The sequence below is a fragment of the Bacteroides luhongzhouii genome (genome assembly GCF_009193295.2).
GTDB classification, from domain to species: Bacteria; Bacteroidota; Bacteroidia; order Bacteroidales; family Bacteroidaceae; genus Bacteroides; species Bacteroides luhongzhouii.
Window position 1 is genome coordinate 1,376,421 of record NZ_CP059973.1, and the last position, 16,437, is coordinate 1,392,857.

Consider the following 16,437-nt stretch of genomic DNA (forward strand, 5'->3'; position numbering starts at 1 on the left):
ATTTTCGCCCCTAGAATCCTCTCCTTTACATTCTTATCTCAAAAAAATATCATCTTTTTGTCACCCTTTTCTGTGAGTTATGTATATCTATAATAAAGCAAATTAAACAGTTGTTTAATTTAAAAAGGGAAAATAAGATGAAGAAGTTCGAAAATGTATATCAAGATGCCGCTTTAATGAAGAAAGCTCTTTTAGGAGAAGCTAATGAATCGGAACAGCAAGAGCTTGAAAAGCGATTGGCGGAATGCCCGGACTTGCAAAAAGTGTATGAACAATTGCAGAATGGCGAGACATTAGGAGTTGCATTTGAAGAATATAAAAATTATTCATCAAAGAAAGCCTATGAATCTTTCCTTCAGAAAATCGGACAAACGGAACCGGAGGTAATAAAGAAGCCTCGTATTTTCCGGATTTGGTGGTCTATTGCAGCAGCTGTTGTTTTTTTAGTAATCGGTTTATCTTTCTATATGTCGAATTATGTTTCGACTGAAGAGGAAAGCAAGCCATTGATTCAGCCGGGAGTTCAACAGGCACAATTGACTTTACCCGATGGTAGCATTATTGATGTGCATAAGAAAGAAATTAACGTAATAGTAGACGGTGTCCAGGTAAAATATAAGGAAGGAGTGCTGTCATATAAACCGACCGCCACAACACAACACACACAGAAAAGCGTCGAAGAAAAGCCGGTAGAATCAAATGAACTAGTCATACCACGTGGAGGGGAAAATACTGTGGTCCTCGCCGATGGAACAACAGTTCATTTGAATGCTGGTTCCAAGCTGACTTATCCGGTACGCTTTATTGGCAAACGCAGGATTGTAGCTTTGGAAGGTGAGGCCTATTTTGATGTTGTGCAGGATGAATCTCATCCGTTTGTGGTACAAACTCATCTTGGAGAAGTGATGGTGCTTGGTACGGCATTCAATGTGAATGCTTATGCCGATGCTTCCGTTTGTTACACTACATTGGTACATGGAAAAGTACAATTCTCTGCACCGAATGTCGGAACGGTAACTCTTCAGCCGGGTGAACAAGCAGTGGTCTCTGCCAATGGAACAGAGAAACGTACCGTTGATCTGGATGAATATATCGGTTGGGTAAACGGTGTGTACAACTTTAAAAATCGTTCTTTAGGGGAGATTATGGAGACATTTGAACGCTGGTATGATATACAGGTTTATTATGAAACGCCGGAACTGCGCGATATAACTTACAGTGGTAGTTTGAAACGTTATGGAGCGGTCAATTCTTTCTTGGATGCTTTGGAACTGACAGGCGATCTGACCTATAAAATCAGTGGCCGGAGAGTATTGATATACGATGGAATGAAAGAGTAAGAATAAATAGAATATTAGGTAAAGTTTAATCATTAATTTATGAGAGAAAAACGATGGCTACTATGTTTTTTAGTGGCAGTGTGTTGCACATTTAGCACATGGGCTCTACCGTCACAGGATAAGACGGTAACTTTGAATCTGCATAATGTCTCTATCGAGACAGTTTTGGATGCAGTGAAGAAACAAACAGGAGTGAATATGTTGTATAATTCACAAATGTTTAAAGGAGTTCCTCCCGTATCAATTAATGCGAAAAATGAGAAATGGGAAGTCGCTCTGAAGTTGATTTTAAATCCCCAAGGATTTGATTATGTGGTGAAAGACGGTATTGTTGTTGTTCGTAAATTGCAGACCGAGAAGCGTGACAATCGTATCCGTGGTACGGTTATTGATTCGAATAAGGAACCGATACCAGGTGCCAGCATCATTGTGAAAGGTACTCGTACAGGTACTTCTACAAATATCGAAGGTGAGTTTACTTTGGATGTTAAGGATGATAAGGTGACTTTGGAAATCTCTTTTATTGGTATGAAAAAGCAGACTCTTCAGGTGGATGCTACCCGTCGGAAAAGTCTTGAAATTACTTTGGTTGATGATGTGAAAACACTGGAAGATGTGGTTGTGACCGGATATAACAATGTTCGTAAGACCAGTTTTACCGGTAGTTCTACACAGATATCAGGGGATGATCTGCGTAAGGTTTCTCAGACAAATATTCTGGGTGCTTTGCAATCATTCGATCCCTCTTTCCGTTTGATGACAAACAATCAATTTGGTTCCGACCCAAATGCTTTGCCGGAAATGTATATCCGCGGACGTTCAGGAATAGGAGTGAAAGAACTAGATAGAGACCAACTGTCTAAATCTAACTTGGAAAATAATCCGAATCTTCCCACCTTTATTATGGATGGCTTTGAGGTTAGTATAGAAAAAGTGTATGATTTGGATCCGACTCGTATTGAGAGTATGACTATACTAAAAGATGCTGCTGCTACGGCTATTTATGGTTCTCGTGCTGCCAATGGTGTCGTAGTAATTACTACTGTAGCTCCAAAACCAGGAGAAATACGAGTATCTTATAATTTCACAGGTACATTAGAATTGCCTGATTTACGTGATTATAATCTGGCTAATGCCTCTCAAAAATTAGAAATTGAGCGATTGGCAGGTCTTTTTGAGAAAGGAAATAATAACAATATAGATACTTCTCAGGGAATGAATGCTTACTATAAAAAATATGCATTAATTCAAAAGGGGATTGATACGGATTGGATGTCATTGCCTTTGCAGAATGCCTTTGACCATAAGCATAGTGTATATATAGAGGGAGGTACTCCTAATCTTCGGTATGGCGTAGATGCTTCTTATAATGGTGTGAATGGTGTAATGAAAGGCTCGGGCCGTGATAGGTATTCTATTGGGTTCTCTTTAGATTATCGGGTAAAGCAATTGCAGGTCAAAAATACGGTTACTTTTGGACATACTAAATCTAAAGAGTCACCTTATGGTTCGTTTAGCGATTATACACGTATGCAACCTTATGAGACTCCTTACGAAGATGATGGAACATTGAAGCAAAAAATGCTTTATTCAATATCATCAAGCTCACGTACTTCAAATAATCCATTGTATGAAGCGACATTGGGGAATTATGAATGGAGTGCTTACGATGAATTAGTGAATAATCTTAGTCTGAACTGGTATTTGAATGACTATTTGACTGTGAAAGGACAATTTAGTGTTACTAAAAAGTATGCTAGCAGTGAGAAGTTTTATGATCCGCTTTCATCAAAGGTAAGTGTCTATGGTGAGAGTGATGATGCATATTTGGCTGGTGATTTGTATACGGAAAAGGGTGGAAACTTTGATTGGAATACAAATGCTTTTTTGTATTACACTCGCTCGTTTCATAGCAAACATAATATAAATGTTTCTGTGGGATGGGAGGCAGCTTCATCCAATACCGATAATACAAAGGCTCACTATCGGGGATTTCCGTCCGGTGAATTTAATTCGTTGAATTATGCTACTGAGATTTATAAAAAACCTACCCGTACAGAAAACACGACTCGCCGTATTAGTACATTAGCTACTGCGAATTATACATGGAATGATATTTATTTGGCTGATGCTTCAGTTCGTTTCGATGGTTCTTCTGAATTCGGAGCAAATCAGAAGTGGGCTCCCTTCTTTTCAGGTGGTCTGGGAGTCAACGTTCATAACTATGCATTTTTAAAAGGAAATAAAGATATTAATAAATTAAAAGTCAGAGCATCTTATGGGCGTACTGGTAAAGTGAACTTTCCAGCCTATGCTGCAACGACAATGTATCAGTCATTATTTGACGAATGGTATATAACGGGATATGGAGCTGTCCTTAAAGCATTAGGTAATAAGGACCTGACTTGGGAAAAAACGGATAAATACAATATAGGTATAGAAACATTGTTCTTTAACCAACGTTTGACAGTTGAGGCCGAATATTATTATGAAAAGACGATCGATTTGATTAATGATTTTGGTTTGTCTAGCACTTCAGGTTTCTCCTCCTATAAAAACAACATGGGTGAGGTTTTAAATAAAGGATTTGAACTGCAATTACGGGCAGATGTTTTTCGTGATCGTAACTGGACAGTAGCTTTATGGGGAAATATGGCCCATAATACGAATGAAATACTTAAAATTTCGGACTCTCAAAAAAAGTACAATGAGCGTGTAGCTGCATTTTATCAAAAAGAGATAGATAAACAGTTGACTACTAATAGTTCCTTGTCGGATGCCAATTATTCGGTTCCTATTCCACAGTATGCTGAGGGACAGTCGCTAACCTCTATTTGGGCAGTGCGTTCTTTGGGGATTGACCCTACTACAGGTAAGGAGATATTTCTTAATCGTGACGGCAGCGTGACAGACAAATGGGATGCAAGCCAAGAAGTGGCGGTTGGCAATACCGAACCTAAATTTAATGGTTCATTCGGTCTAAATGTTACTTATAAAAATTGGAGCCTATTTGCATCCTTCTTGTATGAATGGGGAGGACAAGAATATAATCAGACTTTGGTGGATAATGTGGAAAATGCAAATATTAAGACAGGAAATGTCGACCTGCGTGTGTTGACAGATCGTTGGAAAAAGCCCGGGGATATCGCACAATTCAAGGATATTAAAGACAGCAATCTGACAACTTTGCCAACCTCCCGCTTTGTACAGGATAAAGCCTTATTGCATTTAAATTCATTAACGATCAGTTATGATTTTGATCGGGAGTGGATTAAAAAACATTTACGGATGAATATGCTTCGTTTAGAGGCAAATACAAGTGAATTAATTAACTGGAACTCAATACGCCAAGAACGAGGATTAAGTTATCCGCGTTCATGGAAAATGAGTTTCTCTTTGAAAGCACAATTTTAAGGAAAGGAAAGAAGAAGATGAAAAAGATATATAATACCTTACTTTCACTGGGGATAGTGGCTATGATATTTTCTTCCTGTAGCGACTGGCTGGATGTTCGCCCGTCAGATGAAATTAAAGAAGAATTTTTGTTTGAGACGGGAAATGGATATCGTACAGCTTTGAATGGAATTTATCGTAAACTGTCCACTCAAGATTTATATGGACAAAACCTAAGTTGGGGTATTGTCGATGCATTGGGTGGGATGTATAATATGGATGGAGTATCAAGTGTTGGAGGAGGTTATGCTATACAAAAAATATCGACGCGTGCTTTCAAAGATATAGAACTGGTATCTACTACCAATGCAATGTGGGAAGCTGCATGGAACATCGTTGCCAACTGTAATAATCTGATTCAACAAGTGGAGAGTGCGGATACAACGCTTTTTTATGAGGGTGAAGAGGAGCGTAATATGATTTGGGGAGAAGCCATTGCATTGCGTGCTTATATACAATTTGATTTGCTACGTTTGTATGCACCAGCCCCATCTACCAATCCTGGAGAACGTACATTTATTCCTTATGTTGATGAATATCCTGCGTATGTGAATAATAAGCAAACAGTAGCGTATTGTCTTGATCATGTAGTTAATGACCTGAAAAAGGCGCAAGATATTTTAAAACCCATTGATGAGGCAAAATCATTTAGAGTTTATGATCGCTTAGAGTATATAGCTAGTGGTGAGGACCGTTTTCTGAGGGAACGTGGCTATCGTTTAAACTATTATGCGATTACTGCATTATTAGCTCGCGTTTATTTGTATGCCGGTAATTTAGATATGGCTTATGACGAAGCCATGAAGATTATTAAAGTACAAAATGCTAAGCGTTGGTTTAATTTCACTAGTGAATATAATATTACAGATAAAAGAAATATTAAGTTTTATGATGATATCATTTTCACGTTGTATACGACAGAGGTGACTGATTGGGATTTGGAAATAAGTTATAGTTCAGAGGATCAGCCGGATTATAGTCAACATTATTTGTGTTGGCATGCTGATAAAGTCAAGGATGTTTTTGGTAACGAAGGTAGTGATGATTATCGTCTGTTATATCAGTTTGAAGAAAAATATTGGGGATATCGTACATTGAAGTATCACAAGCAAGAAGAAAAAAGCACTGGTGGGAGATGGGGAAATCCCATGCTACCGATGATACGTATGTCTGAAGTATATTATATTGCTGCTGAAGCTATCTGTAATAAAGACTTGGGCGAGGCTCGAGAATATATTAAAAAGGTAAAAAATGGACGTGGAGTGAGTGTTGATTTATCAAATTTGGATAAGAATGGACTTGTAGATATGATTGTGAATGATGCACAACGTGAATTATTTGGGGAAGGACAAGTGTTCTTTATGTTTAAACGTTTGAATCGGCAAGTAGTAAACTATTCGGGCTCTAGCACATCAGTTAAAAGAGAGCCTGTTCTTCCAACAGAGGAAAATTTTGTTCTTCCGTTACCGGATTCAGAAAGTAATATAAAATAAAACATAATATTATGAGTAATAGATATATATTTTTGATAATAATAGGGTGTTTGATTGCCACATTTTTTTCTTGTGAGGAAAAAGAACTTATGGTTAATGCCAACGATGTATCTTATATCATTTTTGGAAAGGATATGATGACGGACACAACGAGTACTTCTTTTACATTTTATGATGAAGGTGAGGATGCAAAGGTTGATTTGGAAGTACAGATTTACGGGAAGTTGAGAGATACTGACGCTAAATTTACTGTTGCGGTAGATGAGAAAATTACTACTGTTCCTGAAGGATATTATGTCTTGCCTTCTGAAGGTATGATTGAGGCAGGAAAACTGAGAGGTACAATTACAGTTACTTTAAAGAATTATCCGGATTTAAAGGAATCTACTAAATTATTGGCAATAAAAATAAATGGTGAGGGAGATGTCAAACCTGGATCTTATCGATATTCAAAAGCCATCATAGCTGTAACAGATCGTTTGTTTAAACCAGAATGGTGGGCGGTGAATGACCGGGGAAATGAGACTTATTTCGAGAATACAGTTGAAAAGTATTATTTGGGTACATACTCGGTGGAGAAATATAAGATGTTCTTAAAGGAATTAATAAAAGATGATGTTGTCTTTGATGGAAAGGATATGCAGGTGATGCGGAAATATGCTTTGCGATTGAAGAATACGCTGAAAGAACTAAAAGCAGCAGGTACTCCGGCCTTGGATGAGCATGATAATGAAATAACTGTAGTTGTTGCTGGATAAAATAATAGAAATAGAAGAAGTATGAAAAAACTAATAATATATAGTTTATTGCTGTTCATAGTAACGGGATTTTACAGCTGTTTGGATGACAAGAATAACTTTGATTATAAACAGGTGAATGAGTTGGATGGTGAAATTCTTAATATAGATATTGCTGGATATGAGGTTAATGTAGGTGAGGAACTTACCATTTCACCTACTTTTAAGTTTACCATAGACAAAGAAAACCCAGATGTGAGTTATGAGTGGTATTTGGATGGTAAGAAGTTAGATGCAACTACCCCTTCATATACTTTCTCTTCTGATAAATATGGCATTTATGAGCTTACATACGCGGTTGTCGATAATAAAACCGGCGTTAAGTTTTCACTCTCTACAAAGATAACAGTGACATCAGCTTATTTGAAAGGTTGGGCGATATTATCTGATATAGACGGGCGTTCTGCGCTTTCTTTTATTAAAGTGAAGACAGTGAAGAAACTGTATTATAATTCGTATGGAGAGGAAGCTTATAAAGATTCTGTTGTGTATGAAGAAGTAGAAAAAGATATTATCCCTGACTTAGGGACAGAACCTCGTCGTTTACTTGAAAGTACGGGATATTGGGATTTGGCGTATCAGGACTTAAATAGTGGTGAAGAAGTTCTGTATGATGAGCTTGTTGTCATGCAAGGTAGTAAATGGGTGGAGCTAAACGGTAATTCGCTGATGAAATCTGTATATACAGAAGAGGAATTTAACGGAGACATTCCTGATGATTTTTCTCCGGTGGATGCTGTGATGACTTATTCTTCTAAATTCTTGTTTAATCAGAATGGGTATATATACTATAATCAAAGGGCTGTTGCCAATGATTTTCATGCAGGTTTTTATCTATCAGATCCAATATGGGGCGGCACTCGTTTCAAAAAGATGTATGGTATACAGAAATTTAATGATTATATGCGTACAATTCCTGTATTGACTACTGATAATTCATTACAGTATATTTGGGATGGGGGGCTGACATATGAATTTCCTATAATCCATATGAATACTTTAATGTATAGTGGTAATGTATATGAAATAGTAGATAATGAAGGAAAGAGCGATTCACGCTTTCAGAATATGGAATATGAGATTATTAACATGTTGCCAGCCTCTACTGAAAAGGATGATTGGTATGATACTTGTATGCCAAGATGGGTGGCTCTACTGAAAAAGGACGGCAATTATTTTTTGCGTAATTTTTCATTAGATACTTATTATGTGAATCCTCCTGTAAAAGTTGGAGATTATTTTGAAAAGAATATTAAAAGTGAGATGTTTGCAGATTATAAAGATATGGTGGTCTTTCAAAATAAGCGATATGTCGTAATTGCAAATGGTGCTGAACTATGGTATTGTTCAACTACTGATGAAGGTGACAGTGGTATAAAAATAAAACTGGAAGATGGGGATGTATTGCCTGGTGAAATTGTTTCATTATCTTATTTAGATATCAATTTCAATACGGAGAAAGAGCCTGTGAATGGACATTTGGGAGTTGCATTTGCTAATGGCGAGTTTCGTATTTACGAAGTAATTGAACAAAAAACAGGTGATACTGCTACTGAAGTTACTTTGAAGAAGTTATATCCTAATAAAGTCTCAAATTTGCAGGGAGACAATAAATTTGGTACTATTGTTGATGCAATATACAAATTTGGAGATTGTCTTAAAATCACAGTATTTAAATAAACTAAAGCAAAAGAAGGGGGAGGATATCTGATCACAGAGATATTCACACCTTTCTATTTTTATCAATATAAAAAGTATGACTTTAAAGAAAATAGTTTTTGTTGTTTTTGGGGTATGTCCTTTTCTGATACAATTACAAGCTCAAGAAATTGCACAGCAACAAGCCAACTATGAATTGACTGATAAATTTCAGGATTTTACTTTAGGAGGTAAATTGTCTAATATTAGTCTATCGGTTTACCCTCGAGAAATAAACAATACAGATAATTTCTGGTTTGAGTTTCAAACAACATCAGGCAAGGAATATTATTATGTGATGCCTGCTGCAGGAAAACGTGAACCTCTATTTGACAAAGGGAAGATGGCTATGCAGTTAAGTGAATTTACCAAAGGTGTAGTAGATAGAAATAAACTGGATATCTCATCTGTGACTTTTGCTAAAGACCAAGGCTCGTTTGAATTTGATTATAAGAGTAAACGATACAGCTATAATCGTCTGACGGGCAAGTTGACATTAGTAGAGAAGAAGGAAGAAAAGAAGGAGCCGGAAGAACCCGTATATAGCTGGATGACTTTTTCACCTGATAAAAAGTATATTCTGTATGCTAAGAATCACAACCTGTATGTAAAAGGAAATAAAGCATTGGGAGTGGATACAACCGAGGTACAGTTGACTACGGATGGAGTGGAAAACTTTTCTTATGCTCGTGAAGAAGAGGCCGGGGAGAACGGAGAAGTGCCGACAACAGCACTTTGGTGTCCGGATAATCGTCATATTTATGTGGTACGTGATGATAACCGTTTGTTGCGGGATTTTTGGGTAATTAATTCATTGGAAGATTCTCCTTCATTGATAAAGTATAAATATGAGTTTCCAGGTGACAAGTATGTTACTCAAAATGAATTGGCGATTATCGATATTGTAGAAAAAACGGTAAAGAAGGCGAAGATAGATAAATGGAAAGATCAATATATAAAGCCTCTTCATGTTACTTCGGATAGCAAATACTTGTTTTTTGAACGTACTAAGCGTACTTGGGATGAAGTAGATGTATGCTCTGTTAATCTGTCAACTTTGGAAGTGAAAGAAATTATTCACGAAGAAGATAAGCCATATCGTGACCCGCATGCTCGTAATGTTGCGATCTTAAATGATGGAAAAGATATTCTGTTCCGTTCAGAACGTACTGGTTGGGGGCATTATTATCACTATGATGGAGAAGGAAATCTCAAGAATGTGATGACTTCCGGTGAATGGGTAACAGGATATATTAATTCTATTGATACGTTGAAACGCAAAGTTTATCTGTATGGATATGGAAAAGATAAAAAAGTAAATCCTTTCTATTACATGCTTTATGAGGTTGACATTGACAGAGAAGGAGTAACTCCTTTGAGCACGGAAGACGGACAGCATAATGTGAATTTCTTGAAATCTCATAATTACTATGTTGATACCTATTCAAGAGTGGATATGGAGCCTAAGATTATGTTGAAGGATCGAAGAGGCAAGGTGATTATGGAACTGGCAAAACCGGACCTGGACCTGGTCTATGCGTCAGGTTGGAAAAAACCGGAACGTTTTGTCGTGAAAGCTGCTGATAATATTACCGATTTGTATGGGGTGATGTGGAAACCGTCTAACTTTGACCCGGAAAAGAAATATCCGATTATTTCAGTCGTTTATCCCGGACCTTATTTTGGATTTGTACCTACAAGTTTTACGTTGGATGATAGTTATTGTACTCGTATGGCGCAGCTTGGTTTCATTGTAATTACAGTAGGACATAGAGGTGATACGCCGATGCGTGGCAAAGCATACCACCGTTATGGTTATGGCAATATGCGTGATTATCCGCTGGCAGATGATAAATATGCGATTGAACAGTTAGCTCAACGTCATGCGTTTATTGACGGTAAGAAAGTCGGTATTTATGGGCACTCTGGTGGTGGATTTATGGCTGCGGCTGCTATTTGCACTTATCCGGACTTTTATACGGCTGCTGTCTCTTGTTCCGGTAACCATGATAATAATATCTACAATCGTGGTTGGGGAGAGTGTTATAATGGTGTGAAAGAAGTGGAAAAGGTAGTGAAAGACAGTCTGGGTAATGAGACGAAAGAGTACGAGTATAAGTTTAGCGTGAAGTCGAATGCAGAAATTGCCAAGAATCTGAAAGGTCATCTGATGCTTGTAACAGGAGATATGGATAAGAATGTGAATCCAGCACACACTTATCGTATGGCTAAGGCACTTATTGAAGCTGGTAAAGACTTTGATATGTTGGTGATACCGGGGGCTGGTCATGGATATGGTTCTGCTGATAAGTATTTTGAAAGGAAAATGTATCGCTTCTTTGCCAAACATTTACTGGGCGATGCTCGTGCAGACTGTTGGGAAGACATAAACCGTAGTAAATAAGACAATAAACTATATGAAGAACTCTTTCTTTAGCTATTTGTGTTTGGTAGTTGTGCTGCTATCATACACCTCTGCCGGAGCACAACAAAAAGCGAAAGATCAGCCTGCGGAACAACAGTCTCATTTATTGAAACCGTTGGATATAGCAGCTTGTATGTCGTGGAAGCGCGTTGAATCACCAGATATTTCCCCGACAGGTCGATGGGTGACCTATCGCATTGCTCCCATGGAATATAATCCGGATGATAAGGAGTCGAAAATATTGCATTTGTTTGATTCGCGTACACGAAAAGAAATGGTATTGCCTGATGTCGAACAGATCCAATATTATGATGCAGACCGAGCTGTTTATTACGAACAAGCGGATACTGCCGGAAATATGAAGACTATATTGATGTCGTTACCTTCCGGAGTGAAGACGGAGTGGACGTATAAAGAATCTTTCCGCCCTGTGGAAGGGGTTCCTTATTCGGTGTCTGTGACCAATGTACCGGAAGATACGGTCAACCATATTCCGTCTTTCGATTGTTTGGTGGTACGTCACCTTAAGACTGGAACTGCATTTCAGATTGATAGTATAGGTTATTATACGCTGTATAATCAGAATCGTTCGATTCTTTTTATTCGTAAACAAGCCAAAGGAAATGCTTTGTGTTATGGCCCGTTGGTAGGTCCCTACCGAACTATTTATCAAAGTTCTGTCAAGAAAGAACCTTCTTCTTTCAGTCTTGACAAAGAACGGATGACCGGAGAGTTTACGGTGAAGGATTCATTATGGTATAATTTCTCCTTGAAGAATAATACTTGCGACCTTGTATTCGACCGTAAGGGGATTGTCATTCCTGCGGGAATGGAACTTGTCCGGGCTAATCTGTCAAGTAGCCAGAAGTTTCTGACAATGGAACTCAGACCTTATCAGGAAAAAGTAAATAAAGCTAAGAAAGAAGAGGAAATAAAGCCGGATAAGAGTTTTGAACTGGAGTTGTGGACTTGGGATGAATATGAAGTACCTACTTTGCAGACGCGCGACCGTTATTCCCATCCTCAATATTCGAAATATATCTATGATGTTGCTTCTCAAAAATTGACGGAAGTAGCTCCCGGTCATGCTGATTTGTTGGAGCCGGATCGTGCGGAAGAGATTCATTATGTACTTTATACAGACGAAACGCCTTATCGTGCGCAGAAAGACTGGCTTAATGAAATGCCGTTTGACATCTATTCTGTGAATATACATACGGGAGAAAAGCAATTGGTAGGACGTAGCTACCGGACAAGACCGAGGTGGTCGGTGAACGGCAAATGGGCTGTGATGTATGATCCTGTTGCACAAGTATGGAATAAGTTTGATGGAAAAACGGGTGAGGTTACTGATATTTCAACAGCTATTGGTTATCCGGTATTCGAGGAAACTTATGACAAACCGAATCCTGCACCAGCTTATGGTATTGCTGGTTGGACTGCTGATGGTAATAATGTGTTGATTTACGACGCTTATGACTGGTGGAAGATAGATTTGACCGGAGAACGTCAGCCGGAATGTATCACTAAGGGGTATGGTCGCAAAAATCAGAGATCTATCCGTAAAATGACTAGCAATATTGATAAAGAAGTATTCAATCCGGACGAGACGATTATAGTTAGTGTATGGGATGAAAACACAATGGATGAAGGTATTTATTCACTTGACATGAAAGGTCGCTTGAAGAAGCTCACAGAAGGTCCTTATATCTATTCAATTCATCGTTTTTCTGACAATCAGAAGTATTGTATCTGGAATCGTCAGAATATATCAGAATTCCGTGATCTGTGGTGGAGTAAATCGGATTTCTCTGATCCGGTTCGTATAACGAATGCTAATCCTCAACAAAGTGAATACAAATGGGGTACTGCAAAGTTAGTGGAATGGACTAATTATGAGAATAAGCCTAACAAGGGAATACTTTACCTGCCGGAAGATTATGACGCTAAGAAAGAATATCCCGTATTGGTACAGTTCTATGAAACACATTCCGGAGGACTGAACACTTATCACGCTCCTATGTTGAGTAGCGCAATGGCGGATGTGATGTACTTTGTAAGTAATGGGTACATTGTATTTATGCCGGATGTGCATTTCACCATAGGAACACCGGGACAGAGTAGTTATGATGCAGTAGTGAGCGGTACGAAATACTTGATAGAGCAGGGGATAGCGCACCCGGGAAAGATAGGTCTTCAGGGACATAGTTGGTCAGGTTTCCAAACTAGTTATCTGGTGACGAAGACGGATATATTCGCTTGTGCTAATATCGGGGCTCCTATTACTGATATGGTAACCGGTTATTTGGGTATTCGTGGTGGAAGTGGTTTACCGCGTTATTTCATGTATGAAGAATGGCAAAGCCGTATGGGAAAGAGTCTGTGGGAAGCCAAAGATAAGTATTTGGCAAGCTCTGCTATCGTGGAAGCTGATAAGATACATACTCCATTATTAATTTGGCATAATGATAAGGATGAGGCTGTTGCCTATGAACAAGGTCGTGCACTTTATTTAGCTATGCGTCGTTTACAACGTCCTGCATGGCATCTTAATTACAAAGGTGAAGGACATTTTCTTGGTAATCAGGCTGCACAGAAAGACTGGACTATCCGGATGAAGCAGTTCTTTGATTATTACCTGAAAGGAACAAAAGAGCCGCGTTGGATGAAAGAGGGTATTCATCTAAGAGAACGCGGAATTGATCAGAAATATGATTTACTAGAAAAATAAATAAAATGAAGAAACTATTAATGACAGTTATGACTCTGTCTTGCTTTGCATTCAGCAGCTATGGACAGAAAATGGAGAAACAAATTATTGGTAAATGGTGCAATCCTTATACCTATGAATCTACAGGGGAACTCAAAGGGTTTGAGTTTAAAAAAGGCGGTAAATGTTCTGCTATCAATGTACCGTCTTTAGACCTTAGAACATGGAAGATAGACAACGGCTATTTGATTATAGAAGGATTTAGCAAAGAAGACAACGGAAAAGTAGAAGTGTATAAAACACGTGAACGTATTGGTTATGTAACCTCAGATTCATTGGAATTGGTTGTTCAGGAAGCACAGCCGCGGCTAGCCTTTCTGTATCTGAACATGAAATCAATCAAGAAATTGGTTACTCCAGAAGTAGCCCCTGATAAGAAGTAATAAATCTCTCTCTTAAATATAATTTAGTGTTTAATATTAGCATGTTGTTGCTAATGAAAGCGCCTCGTCGTAGTGATTACGATAGGGTGCTTTTTATTTTTTTAGTATCAGAGTTGTAACTTATTATGTAAATCTTTATCGAATTCTTGCGATATGCTCTGAACGATTTTATAGTGTATTTAGTATGGAATATCGCTATTTAATTGTATTTTTGGCACAAAATACCCAAAATGGATAGCAAAGAGATTTCCATAGAACAGATAAATAAACTGGATGCTACAGCTTTCCGTATGCTTTATAAGACTTATTATAAGGCATTGGTTTGTTATGCAATACAGATAACAGGGGAATCTGGAGTTGCGGAGGATATTGTGCAAGAACTGTTTTCTACCATTTGGGAAAAGCAAATGTCATTTAAGTCATTGGTGTCATTTAAGGCCTATTTATATAATTCCGTTCGGAATGCTTCAATTGATTATCTCAAGCATAAGGATGTTGAATTTGATTATTTGCAAAAGATTATCGAATCACATCAGGCATACAGAGTCGGAGATGAGGAAGAAGATGATTTCTTCACAGAGGAGATTTTTCGTCAACTTTTTATGACCATTGACTCTTTGCCGGAACGTTGCAAGCAAGTCTTTTTGTTGTATATGGAAGGTAAGAAGAATGAGGAAATAGCAGCCGCACTTTATGTTTCTCTCGAGACCGTTAAGACACAAAAGAAACGGGCAATGTCTTTTCTCAGGAAAAAATTAGGCTCATATCATTTTGCACTGCTTTTGTCTATTCTTCCATAAAAAAAGATGTTTTCTGAAAAAAAATAGCTTTAACTTGTCCCTCATTTTATTTGTTTAGTCGTCTTTTATATAATAATGCAAAATATATAATGGAACGCAAAAGAAATATAAATTCTGTAATTCATGATCAGCTACTAGGACAGCTTTCAGAAGAAGAAAAGAAACGATTGCAGGCTTGGATTGAAAGTTCTCTAGAAAATAAAAAGAATTATGAATGTCTAATGCAAGATACTGAGTTGTCTGAAAGATATCGTCAGTTTGCGACAGTAGACGAGGAACAGGCTTGGGAAATCTTTCAGGAAAAACATTTTCAAGTTCGTGGAATCTATCGCAGGATGCTTTGGAAATATGCTGCTATCCTTATGATACCTATAATTATTGGTGCTGCTATTTGGATGGGAATGTGGCGAAATGCCGATACCGGACCCGTAAGAGTACAGGACGATCAATTGGCAATGTTGCGGTCGGAAAAGATGGGAAAGCAGAAAGCTACTCTTGTATTGCCCGGTGGGCAGAAAATTGAATTGAAATCAGTTACCAATCAATCATTGCAGGACTCGGCTATCTTGTCGGTGCCGTCTCCTAAAGTTGTGAAAGAAACGCAATCAGAAAATGAAGAAGTCTCTGTTACTGACAATAATAAATTAGTCACTTACGATGATAGTGAATTTTGGCTCACCTTTGAGGATGGAACAAAAGTTCATTTGAATTATAATACGACTTTAAAGTATCCGTCGCATTTTAGCGCAGTTAGCCGTACTGTTTATCTGGACGGAGAGGCTTATTTTCAAATAGCTAAAGATAATAAACGTCCGTTTCGGGTTATAACGGCAAATGGGATTGTCAAGCAATATGGTACCTCTTTTAATGTCAATACACATGTAGCCGGAGTTACGAAAGTGGTACTGGTGGAAGGGTCTATCAGTGTTCTTCCTAATCAAGGAGATGAACATAAGATACATCCGGGAGAACTGGCTGTACTAAATGGAGTAACACAGGAGGTTCAAATCAGTAAGGTAGATATAGAGCCTTATATTGCTTGGAATAGTGGACGTTTTGTATTTGATAATTGTTCTTTGGAAACCCTTATGGAGGTGATATCTCGTTGGTATGATAAGAAAGTTATGTTTGAAGATGAAGATATAAAGACAACACGTTTTACAGGTGATCTTGATCGTTATGGTTCCATAATTCCTATATTAAAAGCAATTCAAAGAGTTACTCATCTGAAAATGGATGTTGAAGGCGAAGCTATTATTATTAGAAGAGAATAAACAA

10 protein-coding genes are annotated in these 16,437 nt (G+C 37.9%); all 10 read left to right on the top strand.

The window, feature by feature from the left end:
• Positions 1–137 precede the first annotated feature (137 nt).
• Positions 138–1,340, top strand: a complete 1,203-nt coding sequence (locus GD631_RS05080; protein WP_143256643.1) for a FecR domain-containing protein — start codon at positions 138–140, stop codon at positions 1,338–1,340.
• 39 nt (positions 1,341–1,379) lie between these two features.
• Complete coding sequence (locus GD631_RS05085) at positions 1,380–4,754, top strand: SusC/RagA family TonB-linked outer membrane protein (protein ID WP_143256644.1); 3,375 nt, start codon at positions 1,380–1,382, stop codon at positions 4,752–4,754.
• 17 nt (positions 4,755–4,771) lie between these two features.
• Positions 4,772–6,286 (top strand): RagB/SusD family nutrient uptake outer membrane protein, encoded by a 1,515-nt coding sequence (locus GD631_RS05090; protein ID WP_223225806.1) that lies wholly within the window; start codon positions 4,772–4,774, stop codon positions 6,284–6,286.
• A gap of 11 nt (positions 6,287–6,297) precedes the next feature.
• Positions 6,298–7,044 carry a DUF4843 domain-containing protein gene (locus GD631_RS05095; RefSeq protein WP_143256646.1) on the top strand — a complete coding sequence of 249 codons (747 nt, stop codon included), beginning with the start codon at positions 6,298–6,300 and terminating at the stop codon, positions 7,042–7,044.
• A gap of 21 nt (positions 7,045–7,065) precedes the next feature.
• Complete coding sequence (locus GD631_RS05100) at positions 7,066–8,763, top strand: PKD-like family lipoprotein (protein WP_143256647.1); 1,698 nt, start codon at positions 7,066–7,068, stop codon at positions 8,761–8,763.
• Between the two features lie 76 nt (positions 8,764–8,839).
• Positions 8,840–11,185, top strand: a complete 2,346-nt coding sequence (locus tag GD631_RS05105; RefSeq protein WP_143256648.1) for a S9 family peptidase — start codon at positions 8,840–8,842, stop codon at positions 11,183–11,185.
• Positions 11,186–11,198: 13 nt separating this feature from the next.
• Positions 11,199–13,937: a S9 family peptidase gene (locus tag GD631_RS05110; protein WP_143256649.1), complete on the top strand. Its 2,739-nt coding sequence runs from the start codon at positions 11,199–11,201 to the stop codon at positions 13,935–13,937.
• Between the two features lie 5 nt (positions 13,938–13,942).
• Positions 13,943–14,359, top strand: a complete 417-nt coding sequence (locus GD631_RS05115) for a lipocalin family protein (RefSeq protein ID WP_143256650.1) — start codon at positions 13,943–13,945, stop codon at positions 14,357–14,359.
• A 230-nt stretch (positions 14,360–14,589) separates the two neighbouring features.
• Positions 14,590–15,159 carry an RNA polymerase sigma-70 factor gene (locus GD631_RS05120; RefSeq protein WP_143256651.1) on the top strand — a complete coding sequence of 190 codons (570 nt, stop codon included), beginning with the start codon at positions 14,590–14,592 and terminating at the stop codon, positions 15,157–15,159.
• 89 nt (positions 15,160–15,248) lie between these two features.
• The gene (locus tag GD631_RS05125; RefSeq protein WP_143256652.1) at positions 15,249–16,433 is read left to right on the top strand and encodes a FecR family protein; all 1,185 of its coding nucleotides are present in this window, start codon (positions 15,249–15,251) and stop codon (positions 16,431–16,433) included.
• Positions 16,434–16,437: the final 4 nt, after the last annotated feature.

Excerpts from the sequence above, each read along its gene's own strand:
- GD631_RS05080 (WP_143256643.1), top strand. The coding sequence starts at position 138 with ATGAAGAAGTTCGAAAATGTATATCAAGATGCCGCTTTAATGAAGAAA.
- GD631_RS05085 (WP_143256644.1), top strand. The coding sequence starts at position 1,380 with ATGAGAGAAAAACGATGGCTACTATGTTTTTTAGTGGCAGTGTGTTGC.
- GD631_RS05090 (WP_223225806.1), top strand. The coding sequence starts at position 4,772 with ATGAAAAAGATATATAATACCTTACTTTCACTGGGGATAGTGGCTATG.
- GD631_RS05095 (WP_143256646.1), top strand. The coding sequence starts at position 6,298 with ATGAGTAATAGATATATATTTTTGATAATAATAGGGTGTTTGATTGCC.
- GD631_RS05100 (WP_143256647.1), top strand. The coding sequence starts at position 7,066 with ATGAAAAAACTAATAATATATAGTTTATTGCTGTTCATAGTAACGGGA.
- GD631_RS05105 (WP_143256648.1), top strand. The coding sequence starts at position 8,840 with ATGACTTTAAAGAAAATAGTTTTTGTTGTTTTTGGGGTATGTCCTTTT.
- GD631_RS05110 (WP_143256649.1), top strand. The coding sequence starts at position 11,199 with ATGAAGAACTCTTTCTTTAGCTATTTGTGTTTGGTAGTTGTGCTGCTA.
- GD631_RS05115 (WP_143256650.1), top strand. The coding sequence starts at position 13,943 with ATGAAGAAACTATTAATGACAGTTATGACTCTGTCTTGCTTTGCATTC.
- GD631_RS05120 (WP_143256651.1), top strand. The coding sequence starts at position 14,590 with ATGGATAGCAAAGAGATTTCCATAGAACAGATAAATAAACTGGATGCT.
- GD631_RS05125 (WP_143256652.1), top strand. The coding sequence starts at position 15,249 with ATGGAACGCAAAAGAAATATAAATTCTGTAATTCATGATCAGCTACTA.